The organism is Bowmanella denitrificans, from assembly GCF_039522935.1.
In the GTDB taxonomy this organism is placed as follows: Bacteria; Pseudomonadota; Gammaproteobacteria; order Enterobacterales; family Alteromonadaceae; genus Bowmanella; species Bowmanella denitrificans.
In genome coordinates this window covers 179,430-201,525 of the sequence record NZ_BAAAEI010000002.1, presented here as the reverse complement: position 1 = coordinate 201,525, position 22,096 = coordinate 179,430, and the positions used below count along the sequence as shown (strand labels likewise).

The window sequence follows — 22,096 nt, the reverse complement described above, 5'->3', positions numbered from 1 at the left end:
TAAGCAGAGCTGGCAGAATGTACAAAGTGCAATAGAAAACTAAGACCAGATGCAATACTTCCCTTTATTTGTTGACACCCACAGCTTGCCCGTACTGGTGGTAGGTGCCGGAGAAGTGGCCACCCGCAAGATAGAGCTGCTGCTGCGCACCCATTGCCAGGTGCATGTGGTGGCACCTGAAGTCAGCCCCTCGGTGATGACCCTGGCGCAGCGCGGTAAACTGACCTTATCAGTACGCCCCTATCAAACAAGTGATCTGAATGATGCCCATCTGGTGTTTGTTGCAACCAATGATGCGATGCTCAACCAGCAAATCAGTCAGCAGGCCAAAGCCCAGAAGCTGTTGGTTAATGTGGTTGATGCTCCGGATTTATGCGGTTTTATTACGCCGTCTATTATTGACCGTTCGCCACTGCTGATCGCCATGAGTAGCGGCGGCGCAGCGCCAGTCCTGCTGCGTTATTTGCGTCAGAAGCTGGAAGCCTTTTTACCCCGGCGCATCAGTGGTCTGGCCCAGTTTGCCGACAGCTTTCGCGAACAGGTTAAGCAGCGTTTCAGCAATGTCACCCAGCGGCGCTATTTCTGGGAAGAGGTCTTTGACGGCGATATTGCCGAGCAGGTGTTAAAAGGTAACCCCTTGCAAGCCCGGGAAATGATGCAAGCCAAGCTGCAGAATGATGCACCAAAAGCACAAGGAGAAGTGTATCTGGTAGGCGCTGGCCCCGGCGACCCTGAGCTTCTGACTTTCCGTGCCCTGCGCTTAATGCAAAAGGCCGATCTGGTGGTATATGACCGGTTAGTTTCGCAGGACATTCTGGATATGGTGCGGCGCGACGCCGAGAAAGTGTATGTGGGTAAAGCGGCCAGCAATCATACTCTGCCACAAGAGGACATTAACCAGTTATTGGTCCGCGAAGCCAAAGCCGGTAAACGTGTAGTGCGTTTAAAAGGCGGTGACCCCTTTATATTTGGTCGCGGCGGTGAAGAAATAGAAGTATTACTGGAACACAATATCGGCTTTGAGGTGGTGCCCGGTATCACTGCGGCCAGTGGCGCATCAAGCTACGCAGGTATTCCACTGACGCACCGGGATCACGCACAGTCCGTGGTATTCGCTACCGGCCATTTAAAAGACGATAGTATCAATCTGGATTGGCCGGCCTTGGTACAAAAACGCCAGACCCTGGTGTTTTATATGGGACTGACGGGGCTGCCGGTTATCTGCCGGGAGCTGATCGCCCATGGTATGCCGTCTGATATGCCCATAGCTTTGGTGGAGCAAGCCACCACAGAGCAGCAGCAGGTGGTCACCGGCACACTGGCCGACATTCAGGACAAAGCAGCGCATATCAAGCCCCCTGCACTAATCATTGTTGGCACTGTGGTGACCTTAAGAGATAAACTCAACTGGTTTAAACCACAAGGTAATGCCGATGCAGACAAGGAGCAGCCTGGCTCTTGACCAGCTACACCTGCCCTATCAGGGGCGCCCTACCAAACGCAAGGACAGCACTGAACGCCGCAACGCCATACTCAATGCAGCCCTGACCGTGATGGTCAGGGACGGAATTCGTGAAGTTCGCCACCGGTCCGTCGCCAAAGAAGCGGGCGTGCCATTATCTGCCACCACCTATTACTTCGATACTATCGAGTGTCTGATCCACGATGCATTTGTGCACTTCACCGAAAAAAACGCCAGCCATGTGCAACTGCTGGAGCGCAGTGCCTGGATCGCGCTGGAGGAATTCAGCCGCCACCGTGATAAGCGCAAACTGAAGGAAGATTTGCTGCGTTTTCTGGTCTCCCATATTGAAAATCAGATACAGGATAAGGACGCCAGGATACTGGAATGGTCATTCCGTCAGGAAGCACTGCGTAACCCTAAGCTGACCGAACTTTACCAACAACCACAGGTAATGATGACCCGCGCCATCCAACATTTTTTTGCCGGGCTGGGTAAGGAACAGGCCATTGAAAGAGCGCAAATTCTGCTGGGTACCTTGTATCATCTTGAGTATCAACTACTTAGCAGCCCGAGTTCGACAATGCAGATTGATCAGGTAAAGTCGGTACTGAGTACCTTGCTGGAAGGACCGCTGTTCGGATTGACCTGAATTCAGCCGCGATACTCACACTCATCCAGCTATAACCATAGGCAATATTGACCTACAAAAGGGCTTAAGGTGGTGTGTAAGCGACATTTCTGACGCCTTTTCAAAATTTTATGAGAGTAGTGAAAGGAATCATCCCAGAAGAAGTCTACTTTTTGTGGGTCAAATGCAGCTCCAGCAGTTTGGTGGCCATTGCAAACATAGCGGGCTTGCCCTCTCCCCTGCGCAGACGGCAGACGGTTGAACGGTCTATGCCGACGCCATAAGTCATTTTCGCTATTGCGTCTGCCACTTGTTGGTCTGTGCCAATTTGCAGGCAATAATGGGCGAATTTTTCTGCTAGGTGTTCTTTTGTTGTTGATTCAGTCATGCATTTCATCTCGCAAATATTGTTCTTTCATTCTGTTTTCATTCAATTATTGTTTCTTGAAATTTAAACTTATTAACTATTCCATCACATAGAGCTTTTGCCTTTCTCTATAAGAATGCAATCAAAATCAAGCCAGAAGGAGTTACAAACTATGGGTAAACATATTTCATTAGCGACGTTCACGCTTTGGTGTTTATTGGCCTGTAGTCCCAATGAAGTCGGCGATGTGTCGCTGGGGGTGTTTACTACCAAAGATATTAAGCTGGATGCCTTTACGGATCCTGTTGTGACTGGTGTCACCTGTCATGTGTCCAGTATCGAAGCCAATCTGGATTTTTCCGACCCATCCGACAGCGCTATTGCCTGTCGGCAAACTGGCCCGATTACCGCTGCCATGATTGCGCAAATCGACAAGAGTAAGTCCGGTGAGGTGTTATTCAGTAAGTCCAAAAGCATCTTCTTTAAATCCATGAAGATTCGCCGCATCTTTGACGCCGAGCATCAGACCCTGATGTATGTGTCCTACTCCACCAAAGAAACCTCAGGTAGCTTCAAACATAGCCTGTCTACTGTGCCGTTGTGGGGAACAGAGGCTTATTCTAAAGTGGGCAGCTAGCAGTTGGCAGTTGGCAGTTGGCAGTTGGCAGTTGGCAGTTGGCAGTTGGCAGTTGGCAGTTGGCAGTTGGCAGTTGGCAGTTGGCAGTTGGCAGTTGGCAGTTGGCAGTTGGCAGTTGGCAGTTGGCAGTTCAGTCTGACTCGCGCTCATGCTCTGTCAACGGATTTCAGCTAACTGCCGACTGATTACTGACCACTTTGATCCAACGACTTCCCCCCGTCGGACTTAAGTCCGACCCACGGTGTTTAGACTGGATTTTGCGGTCGGAATCAATTCTGATTCGTTGTGTTTATCTGGACTTTGCTGTCGAAATTAATTTCGACCCACTGTGGGTTGGGCTTAAGCCCAACAACAATGGCTTCAAAATCTGTGGTTACTTTACAGTTGGCAGTTCAGGTCGCCCCTGCTCTGCCAACTGACAACTGATTTACTGACTACTTGGATCTGCCAACTCCAAACGGCAAACTTACTTCGTGACACTCAGCATATATTCCGCCACCGCCAGACGTGTGGTTGCATCCAGATAATCCTGGGGCGGCATTTCGGGGTAGTCATCACGTTTTTTCACCGGCTTGGCAATATAGTCGGCCAGCCCTTGTGGGTTATCCATATACAGGGCCTGAATCACTTGCACGGGTGGGCCGATCATACGCCCGGTGTAGGTATGGCAACCAGCACAGATACCAAGATAGGCCACCTTGCCCACTTCGCTGGGGTCAATTTCACGTGGCGCGACCGGTTCATCCAGCAGGTAAGTCAGAATGTCACCCGTATGGGTAAAGCCACATTCCGCCCACTTATCCACCCCGACAGTGACATATTGGTGGCGATTAATTATGCAACTGTCACGACTGACCCCCACCCGCACGATATCCGGGTTACCGGTTTTAAATTCGGTTAGCATCAGTGCTTTGGCTTCGTCGATGGTGTCGTAGCCGTTGTTGTGCATCAGGTTGTCCAGAATCGCCACTTTATCCGGGGCCGGATCGGATTCCGGGTCGATAGTGGTATTAGGCGCATTATTGTGGTCGGTAATAATAATACCGGCGGTTTTATTGTCGCTGATAATATTGCCTTCCACCACCACTTCATCGGCCGCCATAATCAGAATACCAGTACCCGGTGGAATGCCTGCCACCGTACTGCCAGGCGCACCAAAGTTTTTATGGTTGTTACCCACAATAAAGTTGTTGCGGATAATCACGTCATAGGTAGTTTTCACTGGCAGGCCGGGCGTGATAAAGGCCAGAATACCGCCGGTGTTATTGGTGACATAGTTGTTTTCCACTATGGCGTGACGGCTGTTTTCTATCTCAATACCGGCCACACTCTCAAACACCTGGTTATGCGCCACGTGAATGTTATCGCTCATGCCCACATAGATGGCGGCATCCTCAATACCGGAAATCACGTTGTGGGTCACAATGCCGTTTTTACCCAGTTGCGGGAAAATACCGTAGACGCCGGTATCCACAATAATATTGTTGCGGATCTCAAAGTTGTTGCCGGCCTGCCCCATAATGGCGTTGCCTTTGTATTTAGTGATCAGCAGGTTTTCCACCACAATATCGTTGCCCGAATACAGCACCGCATCATTCAGATGGCCTTTACCGTCTAATGTAGCCCGCCGCCCTTCCTCAATCACACCTGTCAGACGGATATTGTCTTTATCGATATACACCGTCTCAGAATAGTTGCCCGGATACACCAGAATGGTATCCCCGGGTTCGGCGATTTTTACCTTGTCCATAATCAACTGGCCTTCGCGTACCTCATGCACAGTGCCGTTTTGCGCCGAGGTATGTATTGCCCTGACCAGCCCGGTTCGCCCGCTGGGCTTATTGTCATTGCCACTGCCGCCGCTGTAGCCAGGGCCGCTGCGACTATCGGTCATTTGCGCTGGGGTGTCGGCGAACCAGTGTCGACCAGCAAAAAATGCCGCGACAATTAACACCACGGCAAAAAGGTTGCCCTTATTCATCGGTATACTCCGCTTGTTGGTTGCGTGTTGGTTGAAAAGCTGTCCTGGGGTTAAGTCCAGACGGCAATTTTTCTGGAATGTTTGGCATCAGGCTTTCATCGGTCAGGGTGCCCAGGAAAGTGACAATGTCGTCAATTTCCTGGTCGCTGAGTTTCGGCTCCCAAATATGCCAATGAATCTGCATTTCCACGCCGGGTGGTACAGCATGGCCGCGACCTTTGCTATAAAACGCTACGGCATCGCGTAAAGACGCAAAAACACCGGAATGCATATAGGGCGCGGTTTTCACGATATTGCGCAGGCTGGGCACCTTAAAACCGCCCTTAAGTTTGGGGGCATTAAAGGTCGCTTCAGCACCAATATCCAATGCCAGCCCCTGGGGTTCCGGCGTGCCGATCACGGCAATCTGTTGATTGGTAAAAAGCGGTGGGGTATGGCATTCAGAACAGCGCGCAACAAACGACCGGTAGACATTCATGCCAGCAATCTCTTGTTCATTTAAAGCCTGATGATGGCCCAGTGCATATCGGTCATAACGGCTGTTTAATGAAATCAGCGAACTCTGAAATGCCGCCAGCGCATGCAACAGATTTTCCAGGCTCAGGGGTTGCGAAGTGTCAGCATAGGCCTGCCCAAATAATCTTTGGTAGTCTGAATTGGCGGTTAAATCTGCCATTAATTGCTGTGGTGTATTGGCCATTTCATCTGCTGCGAATAGCGGCCCTACCGCCTGCGCTTCAAGACTGTCTGCCCGCGCATCCCAAAACAGCTTCTGCAGAAAACCCACATTCCACAGGCTGGGTGCCGCCCGTTTGGCCACCTGCCCATCAATACCAATACTGCGGGGACGACCATCGGCAAAGCCCAGCTCCGGCTGATGACAACTGGCACAGGACAGCGAGCCATCTTTGGACAACAAGGGATCAAAAAACAGGTAACGGCCTAAATCAATCTGCGCCGGACTGAAGCCATCACGAAAGGCTGGCAACCCTGTCTGGGTGCCCCCCACTCCGCGGTTTTGTAATGAATCGAAGAACTGATAACGATTCACCAGGTAACACTTGCCAGCCCGCAACTCGAAACTGGGGGGGCATTGCTCCGTCAGCTCAATATCTTGCCCAGCCAACACATGGCAGGTCATCAACATCAATAGAATTAGAAACTTATTCATAGAGAACTAATAAACGCCAGCACATCTTCAATTTTGTCATCCGGCAGTACTTTGGCCATCATCGCCATCTGTCTGCCCGCTTTGTCGGCATCTGCATTACCACGCAGGCCTTGTTTAAAGTGCATAAACTGGCGGCGCAGATAATCCATGTCCTGTGCGGCCAGACGCGGTGCTTTAAGAGCAGGATTACCCTGCCCCTGACCACCATGACAAGCGCCGCAGTTATTCTGGTAATAGGCGTTACCGGTTTTCAGATCGCCGGGTAACAGGCGGTGTTCATTTGGTACCGGCATTTTCTCTATATAGGCTGCCAAGGCCTGAATGTCTGAGTCTTGCGGCAATAAGGATTTCGCCATGGCGGCCATTTGCTGGCCCTGAACGTCATCGGCATGCTGCCCCCGGCTACCGTTTTGAAAGTGAAGCAATTGCCGGGTCAGGTAGTCGGCTGACAAGCCAGCCAATACCGGGCCCTGCATCTGTGTGTTGCCTTGTCCCTTTTCGCCATGGCAGGCGGCGCAAGTTGCATAAACTGCCGAGGGGTCGGCCCAGGCACAAAGGCTGGTAAAAAACACTGCTGGCAACAAAAAACGGCAGACAAAATGCGGCATGAAGAATTCTCATATTTTAGTTGTGACATGCATATTAGTGGAACTATAGTACCAATTAAAACATTTTTTTAACTTTGATCTGGTATCTGTTTACATCCGTCCTTAAACTGGTTGGGCCAGATATGTCATTCGACAGTAGTGAAGAATTGCTATTCTCGCGCTGTCTATAAAAACGGGTGCAAGCCCGACAATAAACATCAGCAGCAATGATTTGGGGTACACAATGAAGCATCTGACCCAGCGCCCGACACTGATTGCCAGTGCCGTTGCCAGCATTCTCACCTGCACTGCGGTATACGCACAGGAAGACAACACAGATAAAGAAACCATCGGCATCGAAGTGTTGGAGGTAACCGCGCAGAAGCGGGTAGAAAACATCCAGCAGGTGCCTATTGCGATCAGTGCATTCTCAGCACAGAACCTGCGCAAAATCGGCGCAAACAACATAAACGATCTGGGTAACCTGACACCGGGTTTTGAAACTAACGTTACTTCACCAACTCAGCCCAAGTTTGATATACGCGGGATTAAAACCAATGACTTTGGCATTGGTGCCGATCCGGCCGTGGGTATTTATGTGGATGATGTGTATGCCGGTCGAAGTGGTTCGGCGCTGATGAATTTCAACGACGTTGAGCGGGTGGAGGTGTTAAAAGGCCCACAAGGCACCCTGTTTGGCCGTAATACCGCCGCTGGCGCTGTGCGCATCATTAATAAGAAACCCATAGATATTACCGAGGGTAATTACCGACTGACGCTGGGCAGCCATGATAAGAAACAGTTTGAAGGCGTATATAACCTGCCCCTGAGCGACGAATTGTATTTTCGCGGCAGCATGAATCTGAGCGATCGCGACGGCTATGTGGATGCTATCCAGTATCCCGACCCACGGGTGAATAACGGCGAAGGGGAAGCCAGAAAGGTTAAGTTAGGCGCTGAGAATGTACTATCAGGCCGGGCAGCCCTGCGCTGGCTTCCCAGTGACAGCCTGGAGGTTATCTGGCGCGCGGATTTTGACGAACTGGACAGCGATGCCAGGCCGGTCTATTCAGCCAATAGCAGCTATTACAAGCAACAGGCTGATGGCGGTCTGAATCCATTTGGTACCTACGAAACCGATATGCAATCGGTGGAAAGCCGCAACCTGTTTGGCACCTCGCTGGAAATCAATAAGGAATTGGAAGTGGGTACCCTAACTTCCATTACAGCCTACAGACGCTTCAATACCGAAAACCACACCGATGACGATGGCAGTGCCGAAACCCGCGGATTCTTTGCCTCCAACAACAGGGAAGACCAAACCTACTTCAGCCAGGAGATACGCCTGACCGGCATCACCGAAGGCGGCATGAAATGGACTGTAGGGGCCACTTACGCCAATGAAGATATTCATCAGATCACCGATGCGGAGTTTATGATGGAATCGCTGGACAGCTTTGCCATTAATGAACAGCTCAAGGCCCTTGGCCTGCCACCAACAGGCGCTGTGCAACTGGGCGTGCCAGGCATTATGGATATGCCGGTAGGTACAGGTCTGTCAGGTTTCCTGCAAAGCTTACTGCCCAACGAGTTGGCTTATCTTTCTCAACTTTCCGGCGTATCCAGCGAAGAACTGGCGTGGCGAATCGCCCGCGACAATCTGGGTAAACCCTGGACGGAAACCACCGAAAACTTTGGTGATTACACTTCCTATGCGGCCTTCTTTGACGTGACTTACCCGGTGACCGATAAGCTGGATCTGACGGTTGGATTACGTTACACCAAGGACAGAAAGGACTTCGGCATTCTGTCCCGCTATCAGAATGAAGTCACCATCCCCTTGCCTGGTGTGCCAGCCATGCCATTCGGGCTGGCGTTTGGCACGGAGTATTTCCTGCGCGACGCCAATGGTGAAGCGATACTGGACGCCGATGGCAATTACCAGCCATTTGAACAGACTAACAGCTGGACCAAACTAACCCCCAGGGTAGTGCTGGATTACCAGTGGACAGACAATCTGATGACCTATATCACCGCCGCCAGCGGCTTTAAGGCTGGCGGTTTTAACAGTCTTGGTGCTGCCCCGCCGTTTGACCAGGAAGAAGTGGATAATATTGAAGTGGGGATGAAATCCACTTTGTTCGACAATCGCCTGAAGCTGAACTTGTCTGCGTATGACTACGACTACACCAACTTGCAGATCCTGCGTCTGACCGGTTCAACCGGCAATATACCGGTGTATAACGTGCGAAACGTTGACGCGGCAGGTAAAGGTTTTGAAGTAGAGTCGGAGTGGGCCGCCACTGATAATCTGGTGCTTAACTTTAACTATGCCTATCTGGACAGCGAATACACTAAGTATTCGCTGTTTGTAGGGGAAACCGCCGCTGATGATCTAACCGGCAGCCCGCTGGCCGGGGTCCCGAAAAATCGCTGGTATTTAGGTGCAGACTACTTTATTCCTGCTGACAATGGCGAATGGATGCTGCATATGGATATTACCTCGGTGGACGAACGCGCTACCGCCAGCGACATAAACTCCGTGCGTTTGTTGCCGGTAGATCCGGGTAAGGTGCCGGGGCTGACCTCGGAAAATCGGGTGGAAGGATACGATCTTATCAATGCCCGGGTCAGCTATCGCAGTGACGATGACTGGCAACTGTCATTGTTTGTACGCAACCTGGCCGATGAGGAATACCTGTTATCTGGTTTTGGCGGACAAGGGGAAAATACCGGCTCAGCCAACCTCAGTCCTGGCCTGCCGAGAATGTGGGGCGTGGAATTTAGCCAGTCTTTCTAATTCATATGATTGAGCAAAGGGCGCCATGGCGCCCTTTTGTCGTTATACTGAATTTTATTTGAACAATTAATCGTACAAACTGAACGGCCTCTGTATTGGCAAGTATATGGCGTTGATAAGTAAAAATGTTCTGACAACCAGTGTTGCATGTTTGCTGTGGCTTGCGATGCCCGCCCGGGCTGAGCAATTGGATTTTCAACGGCAGGACAATGCAGACAAAATACAGCTAAGCTATCGTTGGACAGACTTTCAGAATCAAGAACAGTCATTATCTTTCGAGTTGGACAAGCAGGTTATCCATCAGCAATTTCAGAAGCTGAAAAGCTATCAGCCCCATATCGCGCAGCGCTCAGTAATGCTTGCCATGCAAAAAGCGGCCAGAGACATAGACCCTAAACAAGCGCGAATAGCCATTCGCAAAGTCGGCCAGGAGTTGCAATACCAGGTGCGGGCAAGCAATCCGGAGTTGATTAGCGAATGGCAGTCAAGACTATTTAATCTTGAACGTCAGGCCTTTGATGATTACCTGGCCAGTAACTATTATGCCCGCTATGCAGATTACCTCGGGCAGCAAGGAGTTAAACCGGATCATATTCGCTATGCCAATGAAAGTATTGTCACCCTGCTGCCGGCCGCTAACGCCATCTATGCCAAGCTGATGGACGACAGTCAGCCCCGCGCTTATGTGAACATTCTATTGAGTTGGATCCAGGCCATTCCCTACGATACCCTGGAAAGCCGCCTAACCTCGAATGGCTCGGGATTCTTGCCTCCAGCGTCAGTCCTGATCAATAACCATGGTGACTGTGACAGCAAAACAACATTGGCAGTTTCACTACTTCGTTCGATGCTACCCAATATGAGTATGGTTATTCTTTATCTACCTGGGCACGCACTGATGGGAGTAAAACTGTCGCACCGGGAAAAAGATGCCACTGTTACTATTGAAGGAAGCGATTATCTGTTGGTTGAACCGACTGGACCGGCACCTTATCAGGTGGGTGAAGCCTCACCCACCAGCCTGGCTGCCATTGCCGGCAATATGTTTACCTATGAAAAGGTTACAGGCATTCCTCAGGCGACATCAGGCGAATAGATGCCACTGCTCACTCTGTTTCGCCCCTGCTGTTTGGCTTCATACAGAAACTTATCGGCCTCTTCCATTAATTGCGAACGCTCCATCCCTATCTGTACCTGACAACTGGCCAATCCGGCACTGATCGTAACGACTTGCGCACAACTGGAATATTTATGCTCAATGGCCTGGCTTTCTATTGCCTGGCGTAAACGCTCACTCACCACGCTGGCTTCTTCCAGCTCAGTGTCTGGTAGCAGCACAACAAACTCTTCTCCACCGTAACGGGCCACCAGATCGCCTGAGCGTTTGGCCGTACTGGCCAGAGTCTGTGCCACACGTTGCAAACAAATGTCACCGGCGCCATGGCCATAGTTGTCGTTGTACTGTTTAAAAGAGTCTATATCAATCATGCACAGACTTAAGGGCAAACCGGAGCGCTGCGCCCGGCGCCATTCCACCTCAAAATGTTGCTCAAAATTACGCCGGTTTGGAATCTCGGTCAGCCCGTCCAGACTAACAAGCTTTTCCAGTAAGTCGGTTTTTTTCTTTAACTGCATCTGGTTTCTGACCCTGGCTTTCACCAGGGCCAGATTATAGGGTTTGGTGATATAGTCAGCCGCGCCTGCTTCCAGACCTTTGACTTCATCTGCCTCGGAATCCATCGAGGTAGAAAAAATTACCGGAATATTGACTGTACGCGAGTCCTGCTTTAACGCCCGGCAGGTTTGATAGCCGTCCATACCCTGCATAATAATATCCAGTAAGATCAGGTCGGGTTGCTGCAGAATCGCTATTTGCAGAGCCTGCTCGGCATTGGACGCCACTAAAACCTGATAGTCCCCGGCCAGCGCCTGACCAAGGATTTTCAGATTTATTGGCTGGTCGTCCACGACCAGCACTTTTTGTTTTTGGTTATCCCGATAAGGGCTCAAACTGCTTACCTTTGTTACAGATGCTCTTCAGCAAATTCGGCCAGACGGCTACGAACCACACCGTCGAGATTAATAGTAGCGCTCCCGGCGAAATTCTTAAATTTTTCCACTAAATATGTCAAACCCGAGGTCACCGGCGACAGATAGTTAGAATCGATTTGCGCCAGGTTACCACTACAAATCAGCTTGGTTCCTTCACCACAACGGGTGATGATGGTTTTTAGCTGTGACGCGGTTAAGTTCTGGCTTTCATCCAGAATCACAATGGAATTCTGAATGCTGCGTCCACGCATAAAGTTGACCGATTTAAACTGGATATTGGCTTTTTCCATAATGTAACTCATAGAGCCTTTGACGTTTTCGTCATGTTTATGCAGCACTTCCAGTGAATCGGTAATGGCGGCCAGCCAGGGCGCCATTTTCTCCTCTTCGGTCCCCGGCAGAAAACCGATGGATTCAGCAATTTCCGGCGTATTACGGGTAACGATAATTTTATCGTACATCTTACGCTCAACCACCATCTCCAGCGCTGCAGCCAGGGCCAGTAAGGTCTTACCGCAGCCAGCCGGGCCGGTCAGAATAATCAGGTCGATATGCGGGTCCAGCAAGGCGTGTAAGGCCATAGCCTGCCCAATATTCTTTGGGTGAATACCCCATGCCTTGCGCGACATCAGTCGCTCGTAGCCGAGATCCAGAATTTCCAGTTTGGATTCCGATACATTTTCCACAATACCGGCAAAAGATTTACTGTCGTCGATCAAAAATTCATTGATATAAGCTTCCGGAAAGACTTTGCGTTCAACCACATGCAGGGTTTCACGCCCTTCTGAACGACTTTCCACTGATTTAACCTTATCCCAGAAGTCGCCTTCAAACTTGTGATAGCCCTTGCTCAGATACTTAATATCACTGACCAACTGGTCGGTACGATAGTCTTCCACATGGGCCAGGCCGGCACCTTTGGCTTTCAGGCGCATATTGATGTCTTTGGTAACCAATACCACCTGACGAGGAGTAGCGCGTTGCTGAATATGCAGTGCCGCATTAATGATGCGGTTGTCGTTTTCGTTGCTGGTAAATACCTGCTGGGATTTGGGCATTCCCACATCAGCGAAAATGGACAGGCGCCCAGTAGGTGCGGCTTCGCCAGAGCCCAGACCTTTCAGAGACACACCGGCGGTCAATTGATCGGGAGTCGCCTCGTGCAACACATCTTCCATGGCGCGGATAGAAATACGCGCATCACGGGACACATCTTTTTTACTGTCTTTTATGTAATCCAGTTCCTCCAGCACCGTCATAGGTACTACTACGTCGTGTTCTTTGAAGGACAGGAAGGCAAAAGGTTCGTGAAGAAGAATATTGGTATCGAGGACGTAAATTTTGCTGTTGGCAGGTTTGGTTCTTACCATTCGCATCTCCGGCTGGTTATTCCCACCCTGGGCCATCCGCTGACTGGCAGGGTGTGGTTTTAGCCCATAGCCGCTGGATGCCAGCCATGGACCGCGCATTCCCCGTGCAGACCAGCAATTGAGTTCACTGGCCTGACAACCTCACAATAGAACACTTTTCCCGGTGAATCACCTATTTTTAGACAAGGGCGGCTGCAGCGGGATTGTTTGCTCACAAATTGCACAGCAACATCGTATTTGCATAAAATCCATGGCCAACGCGAATTGCCCCAGAGGGGATTCTCACATAAGATCCCGCGCCGCAATTTTTGTCATCAGGAGCCTTCATGTCATTTGCCTTAGGTCAACGCTGGATCAGTAATACCGAAACCGAATTGGGACTGGGTACAGTCGTTGATGCCCAGGGCCGTACCCTGACGATGCTGTTTCCCGCCACCGGGGAAAGCCGCACTTACACCAGGGATAACGCACCATTGACCCGTATCGAATTTGTTCAGGGCGACAAGGTCAAAAGTCATGAAGGCTGGCAATTGCAGGTAGAAGAGGTTACAGAACAAAATGGTCAGCTCACCTATACAGGCAAGCGACTGGACAGCGGTCAGTTGGTGGAACTGAAAGAAACCTTTATTGACCACCACTACCAGTTGGACAAACCTGACCAGCGCCTGTACAGCGGCAATTTTAACGATCCACGCTGGTTCGATTTGCGTCTGGCCTGCCTTAACCACCAGCATCAGCATCAAACCTCGCCACTGCTGGGTATGACCGGCGCAAGGGTAGACCTGATCCCCCATCAGTTGCATATCGCTCAGTCCGTAGCTGGCCGCTTTGCCCCAAGAGTATTACTGGCCGATGAAGTAGGCCTGGGCAAAACCATTGAAGCGGCATTGATTATTCATCAGCAAATGCTGACGGGTCGCGCTGCAAGGGTATTGATTGTGGTGCCGTCGAGCCTGGTGCACCAATGGCTGGTAGAAATGCTGCGTCGGGTAAATCTGGCCTTTGCCATTTTTGATGAGGAGCGTTGTCAGTCCCTGGCCGAAGAAGGCGGTAATCCGTTTGAATCAGAACAATTGGTATTGTGCAGCCTGGATTTTCTGACCCGCCATCCGCAATACCACGAGCTGGCCGTTGAGGCCCCCTGGGATCTGTTAGTAGTCGACGAAGCCCACCATTTGCAATGGTCGGAGCAGCAGGCCTCAGAAGAATATCGGGTGATTGAAGCGCTGGCCGCTCAGACAAAAGGGGTACTGTTACTGACCGCCACCCCAGACCAGCTTGGCCATGAAAGCCACTTTGCCCGCTTGCGTTTGCTCGACCCGGCCAGATTCCACGATTATCAAAGCTTTCTGGCTGAAGAACAGCAATATGCGGCGCTGGCCGATGCCATTGCCCCACTGGTGGAAGGACAACAACTGAGCGATGCTCAGATTCAGGCCATCGCAGCATTTGCACCGGAAGAGAAAGCGAGCCTGACGAATATCAATAGCGCCACAGAACAACAAAAACAAAAGCTATTGGCCCATTTAATTGACCGCCATGGTACTGGTCGCCTGTTATTCAGAAACAGTCGCGCCGGTATTCAGGGTTTCCCCAAGCGCCAGTTGCTGCCCCACGCATTGCCATTACCACAGCGCTATCAACAGTTGTTCGACGACGCTGAACTGAAACTGGAGTTTCGTCTGACACCGGAACGCCACCCATTACTGCAAGGCACCTGGACCGAACTGGACCCTAGGGTTAACTGGTTTATTGAACTGCTGCAAAACCTTAAAGGCGAGAAAGTGCTGACCATCTGCGCCAGTGCAGGTACTGCCATGCAACTGGCCGAAGCACTGCGCGTTAAAGCCGGGATCCGTGCCGGTGTTTTCCATGAAGGCTTGAGTATTGTTGAACGTGACCGGGTGGCTAATTATTTTGCCCAGTCTGAGGAAGGCGCTCAGGTGCTGATCTGCAGTGAAATAGGCAGTGAAGGACGTAACTTCCAGTTCGCCAACCAGCTGGTGCTATTTGATTTGCCATTGGTGCCGGATTTGCTGGAACAGCGTATTGGCCGCCTGGATCGTATCGGCCAGAAACGCGATATCCATATTCATGTCCCTTATTTCAGCGGCAGTGCTCAGCAATTACTGATGAACTGGTATCACCAGGGGCTGAATGCCTTTGAACATACCTGCCCTACTGGTACAGCGGTATTCGAGCAGCTTAAAGACCAACTGCTTGGCTGCCTGCATGCTCAGCAAGAAGATGACGTCGATAATCTGCTCAGCACCACATTAAGCCTGCACCAGCAACTCAAGCAAAAGCTTGAGCAGGGCCGTGATAAATTACTGGAGCTGAACTCCTCAGGCCGTGGCCGGGTTGAGTCACTGGTGCAAGCCATTGCCGATTTGGATGACAGCCCGCAATTGGAAAGCTTTCTGACCCGCTTATTTGATGCCATTGGTATTGCCCAGGAAGAAATGGACGACTATTGCTATATCCTGCGGCCTGGCGAGTCCATGATCAGCCAGTTACCCGGCCTGGATGAAGAAGGTATGACCATCACCTACGAGCGAGGTATTGCCCTGGCCCGTGAAGATGTGCGTTTTATCAGCGCCGATCATCCTATGGTACAACACGCCCTGGATATGATTCTGACCGATACCATAGGTATGAGCAGTGTTGCCTTATGTCAGGACAAAGCCCTGCCAAACGGCAGCTACTGGGTGGAATGTTTGTTCGTGCTCAGCGCCAGCGCGCCACGCGCCCTGCAGTTGCATCGCTATTTGCCCCCTACGCCTATCCGCGTGTGTGTGGATGCCACGGGTAAATTGTGCGACCAGCAGTTTGTGAATCTGGAACGCCTGAAGGGTAAAATGGGCCGACAACTGGTTGACGCCCTCAAAGCACAGATTGCCACAGCCGTGGAACAGGCCGGTGCTCAAGCGGCAAAACAGGCCATCGCGATTAACCAGCAGGCCACTGAATCCATGCAAGGACTGCTTGGCGATGAGCTCAATCGCCTGCAAACCCTTAAGGCACTCAATCCTTCTGTGCGTGAAGAAGAACTGGTCCATATCAGCGAACAAATAGCAGCGCTGAAGCAAGCCATGGGGCAGGCGGAAATACGCCTCGAAGCCATCCGCTTGGTGGTGAACAGCCACTGATGGCGTTACTGGATTATTCGCCCCCCTTAAGTCCCTACCTGAACATTTTGTACCGGGACGATGACCTGCTGGCGCTGGACAAGCCCAGCGGGTTGCTTTCCGTGCCTGGCAAGGCGGCCGAGCATAAAGACAGCCTGCAATTGCGTGTGCAGCGGGTGTTCCCCACTGCCACTGTGGTACATCGGCTGGATATGGCCACTTCCGGCATTATGTTGTTTGCGTTAAATGCACATAGCCACAAGCATATTTCCCTGCAATTTGAACGTCGCCAAACCCAAAAGGCCTACCTGACCAGGGTTTACGGCGTTCCGGGCGCGGAGTCAGGGGAAATTGATCTGCCGCTGATTTGTGACTGGCCTAACCGCCCCAGGCAAATGGTGGATTTTGTCCGTGGCAAGCATGCATTGACCCGCTGGTCGTTACTGCAGGCCCAGGCCGATCACAGTCTTATACGCCTGGAGCCGGTAACAGGCCGTTCACATCAGTTACGTGTGCATATGCTCAGTCTCGGCCACCCTATTCTGGGCGACAGGCTATATGCCAAAGGCCAGGCCTTGCGGATGGCAGAACGTTTACAGCTGCATGCCGCTGAGCTACAGATTAGCCACCCGCAAAGCGGCCAGACACTGCGCTTTGTCAGCCCCTGTCCATTTTAAAGTTTGCCGCCGAGGCTCCGATAAAGAGGCTGAGCCTCAGATGGATATGCCATGAAGTTATTTTTTGCCCTGCTCTTGCTTTCCCCGGCCATATTGGCCCAGCAACTGGATCCCCAGGCTATGCGCAGCGAGGATATCCAGCAGGCATTGGCGCCACACCAGTATCAGACCCTGCTGGCCGGTGAAAAAGACTTTACCGTGGTGATACAGGACAGCACCACGGTCAATACCCGTGGGGTGGCCATTCTGGTCAATGACTTTAGTCTGGGGCATATGGGGTCGCAGTCACTGGCACCCTTAACCGGCTTTTTAAATGATACCGGTTGGGTTACCGTATTAATGAGTGCTCCTGACACTGAGCTGTTTGGCGCACAGCCGGCATCACCTGTCGCCTCGCCATCAACAGAGTCCAATCCCGAATCTCAAACCGATACTGATGCAGAGCAAACCGCACCGCCTGCCACTGAGCAAGGCCAGCAATCAACGCCAGTCAAGCCCAATCAGTATCAATCAGCTATCAGTCAAGGCAGCTTTGATAATCAGGAACTGGCGCTACGTCAGCAGATGACGGCGGTAGTGCCCGTCGCCCAACAATATCCTGGTTTTTTCCTGGTTATCAGCCAGGGCACCAGCGCCGCCTGGCTAACGAAACTGTATGCTGAAGACAAGCTGGGTCCGCCGGATGCTTTAATCAGCATCGCACCATTCTGGCCTGACAGCCAATGGAACCATCAGCTCAGCCAGTATGTGGGCAAGTTACCCAGCCCATTGCTGGATATTTACAATCAATGGGACAATGAGTGGACCCGGCAAAGCCGCAAGCAGCGAATGGTGGCAGCGCAAAAAGCCCTGAAACTGCACTATCGCCAGAGAGAAATCGTTGGTCAGCCTTTATCAACCAATCAAAGCGCTTACCTGGCCAAGGAAATACAGGGTTGGTTAACCCAAATGGGGTGGTGACACCTTAACGCTAATGGACATAGTCTGTACGACCCTGTCTTTGCTTACATCAGTGCTTGTTAGCCGCTTTGTGTTTATCACCACGAAAAAACGAAAACTCCCGCGCAGCGCCGCCAAGTTCGCCAAGCGCAAGCCCTGAAACTTCTGTGAAACCTCCGTGCTCTCTGTGCCTCTGTGGTGACCATCTGTCTGCGCAGAAGTATAAAAAAACCACAGAGGCACAGAGAACACCGAGTGGTTGAAGGTATTGTTGCTGCGGGCTTTTCTTGGCGCTTCAGCATCACAGCGAGATCGCTTTCAATACTGGTTGCGAAGTCAAATCAATCGTTCCAAGCGATTCTGTAAATCCCAACTATACTGGGGTTTAAAGCAACTCCGGGTGATACCAGTGACAGTACAGGGTTTTATCAATCGTAAGGCAAAGCAGTTGGCCTTCTTTGTGAGGGCCTTTTGGGACAGACGTATTCCCTACCGGGAAGTGGATCTTTACTTCTGGGACACCATGGAGGAATGGCATCAGGTGCAAGATCGCAACAACCAACCTTTCAGTGCTAAAGAACGGGTTTTTTGGCACTTATTGCATCAGTTACATTTCTGGTCAGAGCAAAAACTACTGGAAGATCCATTTCTACGTAGCGAATTGCAGACTTGTCTGGATTATCTGGAAGGGGATGGCCAGTATCCACTGGATTGCGTCGGGGTACGTCCCTGAACTGGCAGTTGGCAGTTGGCAGTTGGCAGTTGGCAGTTGGCAGTTGGCAGTTGGCAGTTGGCAGTTGGCAGTTGGCAGTTGGCAGTTGGCAGTTGGCAGTTGGCAGTTGGCAGTTGGCAGTTGGCAGTTGGCAGTTCAGTCTGACTCGCCCTAGCGTTCTGTCAACGGATTTCAGCTAACTGCCGACTGATTACTGACCACTCAGTTCTGACGGCTTACATCCCGTCGGACTCAAGTCCGACCCACGGTGCTTGGACTGGGTTTTGCTGTCGGAATCAATTCTGACTCTTTGTGTTTATCTGGACTTTGCTGTCGAAATTAATTTCGACCCACTGTGGGTTGGGCTTAAGCCCAACAACAATAGCTTCAAAATCTGTAGGTACTTTACAGTTGGCAGTTCAGGTCGCCCCTGCTCTGCCAACTGACTACTGATTACTGACCACTTAATTCAGCCATCTGACGACTGAGTACTGACAACTCCCCCTCCAACCTTGACCCAAAGCGCCAGTCATGGCCCAATAGCCTGACAATAAAAGCAACAAGATCACCTCCTTGCAGTCATTGATTTCGCACTTCCGTCAGTTCGGCAACCGCACCATGCTAAGTATTTTTCTATTTGGCATTGCCAGCGGTTTTCCCTGGGTGATGATTGGCTCGGTGTTATCGGCCTGGTTGAAAGACGCCGGGCTGACCCGCTCGGCCATAGGTTATTTCACCGCGGTTTTTGCCGTGTACTCGGTAAATTTTCTTTGGTCGCCGATGCTGGACAGGATAAAAGTACCGCTGCTCTGTCGCCGCTTAGGACAACGGCGGGGCTGGATCCTGAGTATGCAACTACTGATCGCCTTGTGTTGCCTGCTGTTGTCACAAATTGACCCGAACGCCAACCTGACTCTGGCCGGACTCGCAGCACTGATGATCGCTTTATGTTCGGCAACTCAGGATATTGCTATTGATGCCTATCGTATCGACAGTATCGATCCGCAGCATAATGAACAGCAATCCAGCGCAGCCGCCATGTCCACCTCGGGTTGGTGGACAGGTTATGCCTTACTTGGCGCTATCCCGTTTTTTATTGCCGACTTACCCGGCTGGCAGTGGCCCGATGTTTATCTGCTGCTGGGCGCGATCATGCTGTTACTGACGCTGGCTATCGGTGTGGCCAAAGAGCCACACTCTATTCGCGAACAAGCCTATCAGGAAGCACAGTCCCGCTACCTGGCCGCGGTTTCGGCTAAAGGGCATCAGGCCTTACTGGTGTTGATGGCCATTGGTCTGGCCGTTGTTTTATGCTTCACCGGGGTCTTCGGCCCGAGCTGGTTTAGCTATCAGAATGGCGTATTCAGCCTGCTGGTCATTTTACTGCTGGTATATGCCATCAGCGCCACCAGCCGGATGCTGAAAACACCGCATTCTGTAGCAATGCAGCATAGCGGTCATGCCCAACGGGCCATGGCCTGGGTACTGGTTTCCATGGGCGAGCCCCTTCGGGACTTTTTCAATCGCAACGGGGTGCGCTTGGCACTGGCACTGATTCTGTTTGTAATGCTGTTTAAAATGGGTGAGGCGATACTGGGTCGCATGAGTATTGTGTTTTACAAGGAAGTGGGCTTCAGCAATTCAGATATCGCGGCCTATTCCAAGCTGTTGACCTGGGCAGTTACTATAGTGGCATCGGTAACGGGAAGCCTGATTAACCTGCGTATCGGCATTATAAAAGGCCTGTTTGTGGGTGGCATTGCCATGGCCGCCAGTAACCTGCTGTTTGCCCTGATGGCATCGGTGGGCCCGGACAAAACCTTATTATTTATCACCATTGTAGTAGACGGTTTTACAGCAGCCTGGGGCACGGTAGCCTTTATGGCCTTTATCTCAGTGCTGTGTAACCGGGCATTTACCGCCAGCCAATATGCCTTGCTGGCCAGCATAGGTACCTTCGGGCGTACTACGCTGGGCGCCTACAGCGGCCTGATAGTAGACAACCTGGGCGGTAACTGGCAGCTATTTTTCCTGCTGACTGCGCTGATGGTAGTACCCAGCCTGGTGCTGCTTTATCTGATACGTCATCGGGTCAGAGATCTGGCCGGACAACGGGCTTAACTTCAGGAGCGCGAAACGGTGTTAAGACACTTAGGTCTGGGTTTGAATTTGCTGGCGCTGGGGCTGTTCTTTCCTGGCATTCTGCTACCCATGTTTGCCTTAAAAACCGAGATGAATGCCTGGTTTGGTCAGGGCCGGTTAGGGGCCTCCCTGGTAGACAAAGAATTATCTATTATGCAGACAGTAGAAGAACTTTGGCGGGACCAGAGGTTACTGGTCGCCGCACTGATATTTGTGTTCTCGGTACTGGTACCACTGCTGAAAACCACACTGGTAGGCCTGGCCTGGTATTGGCACAAACTGCAAAAAGGCAAACGACTGGCCACCTGGGTGGCTGCCATAGGCAAATGGTCAATGGCCGATGTGTTTGTAGTGGCGATTTTTCTGGCCATGCTGTCCACCAATCATGCCGAAACCACAACCCGGCAAAGCCTGAATATGTTCGGCTTACGCCTGGATTTTGATATCAGCAGTGCCACACAGTCAATGCTGGGCGATGGCTTTTACTACTTTGTTGGCTATTGTCTGCTGTCATTGGCCGCCAGCCAACTGCTGCAATATGGCCTGAAAACTCAGTCTGCGCCTGCCCAGAAGTAACAGCGCGCAGGTAACCCCATCATATTAAAATGCAGCGCTTCAGCCACTTGCCCATCGGCCGCAGCACAGCAAAAATGCAAAGGCAGCAGATGTTCTTCACGGGGGTGGCAGAATCTGGCATTAGGTGCCTGTTGCCACTGTGTTAGCGCAGCAAACCGTTGGCTCTGACTTAAGCCCGGATCGGTAATCTGTATGTCAAGCCAGTCATGAAATTGCAGGCACTTTTCCACTACACTGGCGGTTTTCACACCCATTACTGCCGACAAATTATGGAACGTATATCCAGAGCCCATTAACAATATCCCCTGTTGCCTGAGCCGCTGCAGTGCCTGTCCCAACTGCAAATGCTCGGCTGCATCCAGACCTCTTTTTAATGAAAGTTGCACCACAGGTACATCGGCGTCGGGAAACAACAACAGCATGGGTACAAATACACCGTGATCAACTCCCCGATGCAACTCAAGATGGGCTTCCAGGCCATGCTCCTGCAGTAACGCCTTAGTTTTCAAGGCTAAATCAGGTGCTCCGGGCACAGGATAGCGGTACTGATAGGTTTCAGGTGGAAAACCATAGTAGTCAAATACCAATCCCGGTGACGCGGTCGCTGTTAATGTAAATTGGGGCTCTTCCCAATGCGCACTAACCAACAGAATGGCTGCAGGCTTTGTCAGCCTCCCCTTCAGGCTGGCAAAGACGTCCAGCATTTCCAGATGACTTTTATCGCCAAGCAGCGGCAAAGGCCCGCCACCATGTGACAAAAACACAACAGGTTGTATTACAGACATACTAAGCCCTTCCCAGCGTCAAGTTATGTTGACCATTGTGCGCTTTTATTCAGAAATGCCAACCTGGACAATTAAAAAC

The 22,096-nt window shown here is 51.3% G+C and carries 20 protein-coding genes; 13 read left to right on the top strand and 7 right to left on the bottom strand.

The features are described from left to right. Positions 1 to 49: 49 nt before the first annotated feature. Positions 50 to 1,462, top strand: coding sequence for a siroheme synthase CysG (gene cysG, locus ABD028_RS02180; RefSeq protein WP_343841202.1), 1,413 nt, complete (start codon positions 50 to 52; stop codon positions 1,460 to 1,462). After that, positions 1,434 to 2,114 (top strand): TetR/AcrR family transcriptional regulator, encoded by a 681-nt coding sequence (locus ABD028_RS02175; protein ID WP_343841199.1) that lies wholly within the window; start codon positions 1,434 to 1,436, stop codon positions 2,112 to 2,114. The genes cysG and ABD028_RS02175 overlap by 29 nt, the downstream gene beginning before the upstream one ends. A 145-nt stretch (positions 2,115 to 2,259) precedes the next feature. On the opposite strand, the gene ABD028_RS02170 is transcribed toward ABD028_RS02175, so the two are convergent. After that, positions 2,260 to 2,481 carry a hypothetical protein gene (locus ABD028_RS02170; RefSeq protein ID WP_343841197.1) on the bottom strand — a complete coding sequence of 74 codons (222 nt, stop codon included), beginning with the start codon at positions 2,479 to 2,481 and terminating at the stop codon, positions 2,260 to 2,262. Positions 2,482 to 2,632: 151 nt separating this feature from the next. Between ABD028_RS02170 and ABD028_RS02165 the strand changes: the two genes are divergently transcribed. Both ABD028_RS02165 and ABD028_RS02160 read left to right on the top strand, forming a co-directional pair. Beyond that, complete coding sequence (locus tag ABD028_RS02165) at positions 2,633 to 3,097, top strand: CreA family protein (protein ID WP_343841194.1); 465 nt, start codon at positions 2,633 to 2,635, stop codon at positions 3,095 to 3,097. 3 nt (positions 3,098 to 3,100) lie between these two features. Beyond that, on the top strand, positions 3,101 to 3,271 hold the full coding sequence (locus tag ABD028_RS02160; RefSeq protein ID WP_343841191.1) for a hypothetical protein: 171 nt from the start codon (positions 3,101 to 3,103) through the stop codon (positions 3,269 to 3,271). A 292-nt stretch (positions 3,272 to 3,563) separates the two neighbouring features. On the opposite strand, the gene ABD028_RS02155 is transcribed toward ABD028_RS02160, so the two are convergent. From ABD028_RS02155 to ABD028_RS02145, 3 genes are read right to left on the bottom strand one after another with little or no spacing between them, the layout of a single operon-like run. Next, the gene (locus ABD028_RS02155; protein ID WP_343841188.1) at positions 3,564 to 5,078 is read right to left on the bottom strand and encodes a parallel beta-helix domain-containing protein; all 1,515 of its coding nucleotides are present in this window, start codon (positions 5,076 to 5,078) and stop codon (positions 3,564 to 3,566) included. After that, positions 5,071 to 6,249 carry a cytochrome-c peroxidase gene (locus ABD028_RS02150; RefSeq protein ID WP_343841185.1) on the bottom strand — a complete coding sequence of 393 codons (1,179 nt, stop codon included), beginning with the start codon at positions 6,247 to 6,249 and terminating at the stop codon, positions 5,071 to 5,073. Before ABD028_RS02150 ends, ABD028_RS02155 begins: the two co-directional genes overlap by 8 nt. After that, entirely contained in the window at positions 6,246 to 6,857 is a 612-nt protein-coding gene (locus ABD028_RS02145; protein ID WP_343841182.1) for a c-type cytochrome, read from the bottom strand. Before ABD028_RS02145 ends, ABD028_RS02150 begins: the two co-directional genes overlap by 4 nt. A gap of 223 nt (positions 6,858 to 7,080) precedes the next feature. On the opposite strand from ABD028_RS02145, the gene ABD028_RS02140 reads away from it, so the two are divergent. Together ABD028_RS02140 and ABD028_RS02135 are read left to right on the top strand one after the other, a co-directional pair. Then, entirely contained in the window at positions 7,081 to 9,636 is a 2,556-nt protein-coding gene (locus ABD028_RS02140; protein ID WP_343841180.1) for a TonB-dependent receptor, read from the top strand. Positions 9,637 to 9,742: 106 nt separating this feature from the next. Then, positions 9,743 to 10,732, top strand: coding sequence for a hypothetical protein (locus tag ABD028_RS02135; protein WP_343841178.1), 990 nt, complete (start codon positions 9,743 to 9,745; stop codon positions 10,730 to 10,732). Here ABD028_RS02135 and ABD028_RS02130 read toward each other — a convergent pair. Both ABD028_RS02130 and ABD028_RS02125 read right to left on the bottom strand, forming a co-directional pair. Continuing rightward, positions 10,711 to 11,646: a diguanylate cyclase domain-containing protein gene (locus tag ABD028_RS02130; RefSeq protein ID WP_343841175.1), complete on the bottom strand. Its 936-nt coding sequence runs from the start codon at positions 11,644 to 11,646 to the stop codon at positions 10,711 to 10,713. The genes ABD028_RS02135 and ABD028_RS02130 overlap by 22 nt on opposite strands. A gap of 14 nt (positions 11,647 to 11,660) precedes the next feature. Continuing rightward, positions 11,661 to 13,058, bottom strand: a complete 1,398-nt coding sequence (locus ABD028_RS02125) for a PhoH family protein (protein ID WP_343841172.1) — start codon at positions 13,056 to 13,058, stop codon at positions 11,661 to 11,663. A 326-nt stretch (positions 13,059 to 13,384) separates the two neighbouring features. On the opposite strand from ABD028_RS02125, the gene rapA reads away from it, so the two are divergent. The 7 genes from rapA to ABD028_RS02090 all read left to right on the top strand — a co-directional run bounded on the left by rapA (position 13,385) and on the right by ABD028_RS02090 (position 21,232). Further along, positions 13,385 to 16,207: an RNA polymerase-associated protein RapA gene (rapA, locus tag ABD028_RS02120; protein WP_343841170.1), complete on the top strand. Its 2,823-nt coding sequence runs from the start codon at positions 13,385 to 13,387 to the stop codon at positions 16,205 to 16,207. After that, on the top strand, positions 16,207 to 16,863 hold the full coding sequence (locus ABD028_RS02115; RefSeq protein WP_343841167.1) for a pseudouridine synthase: 657 nt from the start codon (positions 16,207 to 16,209) through the stop codon (positions 16,861 to 16,863). Before rapA ends, ABD028_RS02115 begins: the two co-directional genes overlap by 1 nt. 51 nt (positions 16,864 to 16,914) lie before the next feature. Then, positions 16,915 to 17,823, top strand: coding sequence for a DUF3530 family protein (locus ABD028_RS02110; RefSeq protein WP_343841164.1), 909 nt, complete (start codon positions 16,915 to 16,917; stop codon positions 17,821 to 17,823). Between the two features lie 388 nt (positions 17,824 to 18,211). After that, entirely contained in the window at positions 18,212 to 18,535 is a 324-nt protein-coding gene (locus ABD028_RS02105) for a hypothetical protein (RefSeq protein ID WP_102798961.1), read from the top strand. Continuing rightward, a complete protein-coding gene (locus ABD028_RS02100) occupies positions 18,495 to 18,689 on the top strand; it encodes a hypothetical protein (RefSeq protein ID WP_343841158.1) in 195 nt (64 codons plus the stop codon). The genes ABD028_RS02105 and ABD028_RS02100 overlap by 41 nt, the downstream gene beginning before the upstream one ends. A gap of 389 nt (positions 18,690 to 19,078) precedes the next feature. Then, entirely contained in the window at positions 19,079 to 20,635 is a 1,557-nt protein-coding gene (locus ABD028_RS02095) for an AmpG family muropeptide MFS transporter (protein WP_425542047.1), read from the top strand. 18 nt (positions 20,636 to 20,653) lie between these two features. After that, entirely contained in the window at positions 20,654 to 21,232 is a 579-nt protein-coding gene (locus ABD028_RS02090; protein WP_343841153.1) for a paraquat-inducible protein A, read from the top strand. On the opposite strand, the gene ABD028_RS02085 is transcribed toward ABD028_RS02090, so the two are convergent. After that, positions 21,208 to 22,017: a DODA-type extradiol aromatic ring-opening family dioxygenase gene (locus tag ABD028_RS02085; RefSeq protein ID WP_343841151.1), complete on the bottom strand. Its 810-nt coding sequence runs from the start codon at positions 22,015 to 22,017 to the stop codon at positions 21,208 to 21,210. The genes ABD028_RS02090 and ABD028_RS02085 overlap by 25 nt on opposite strands. Between the last annotated feature and the right edge of the window lie 79 nt (positions 22,018 to 22,096).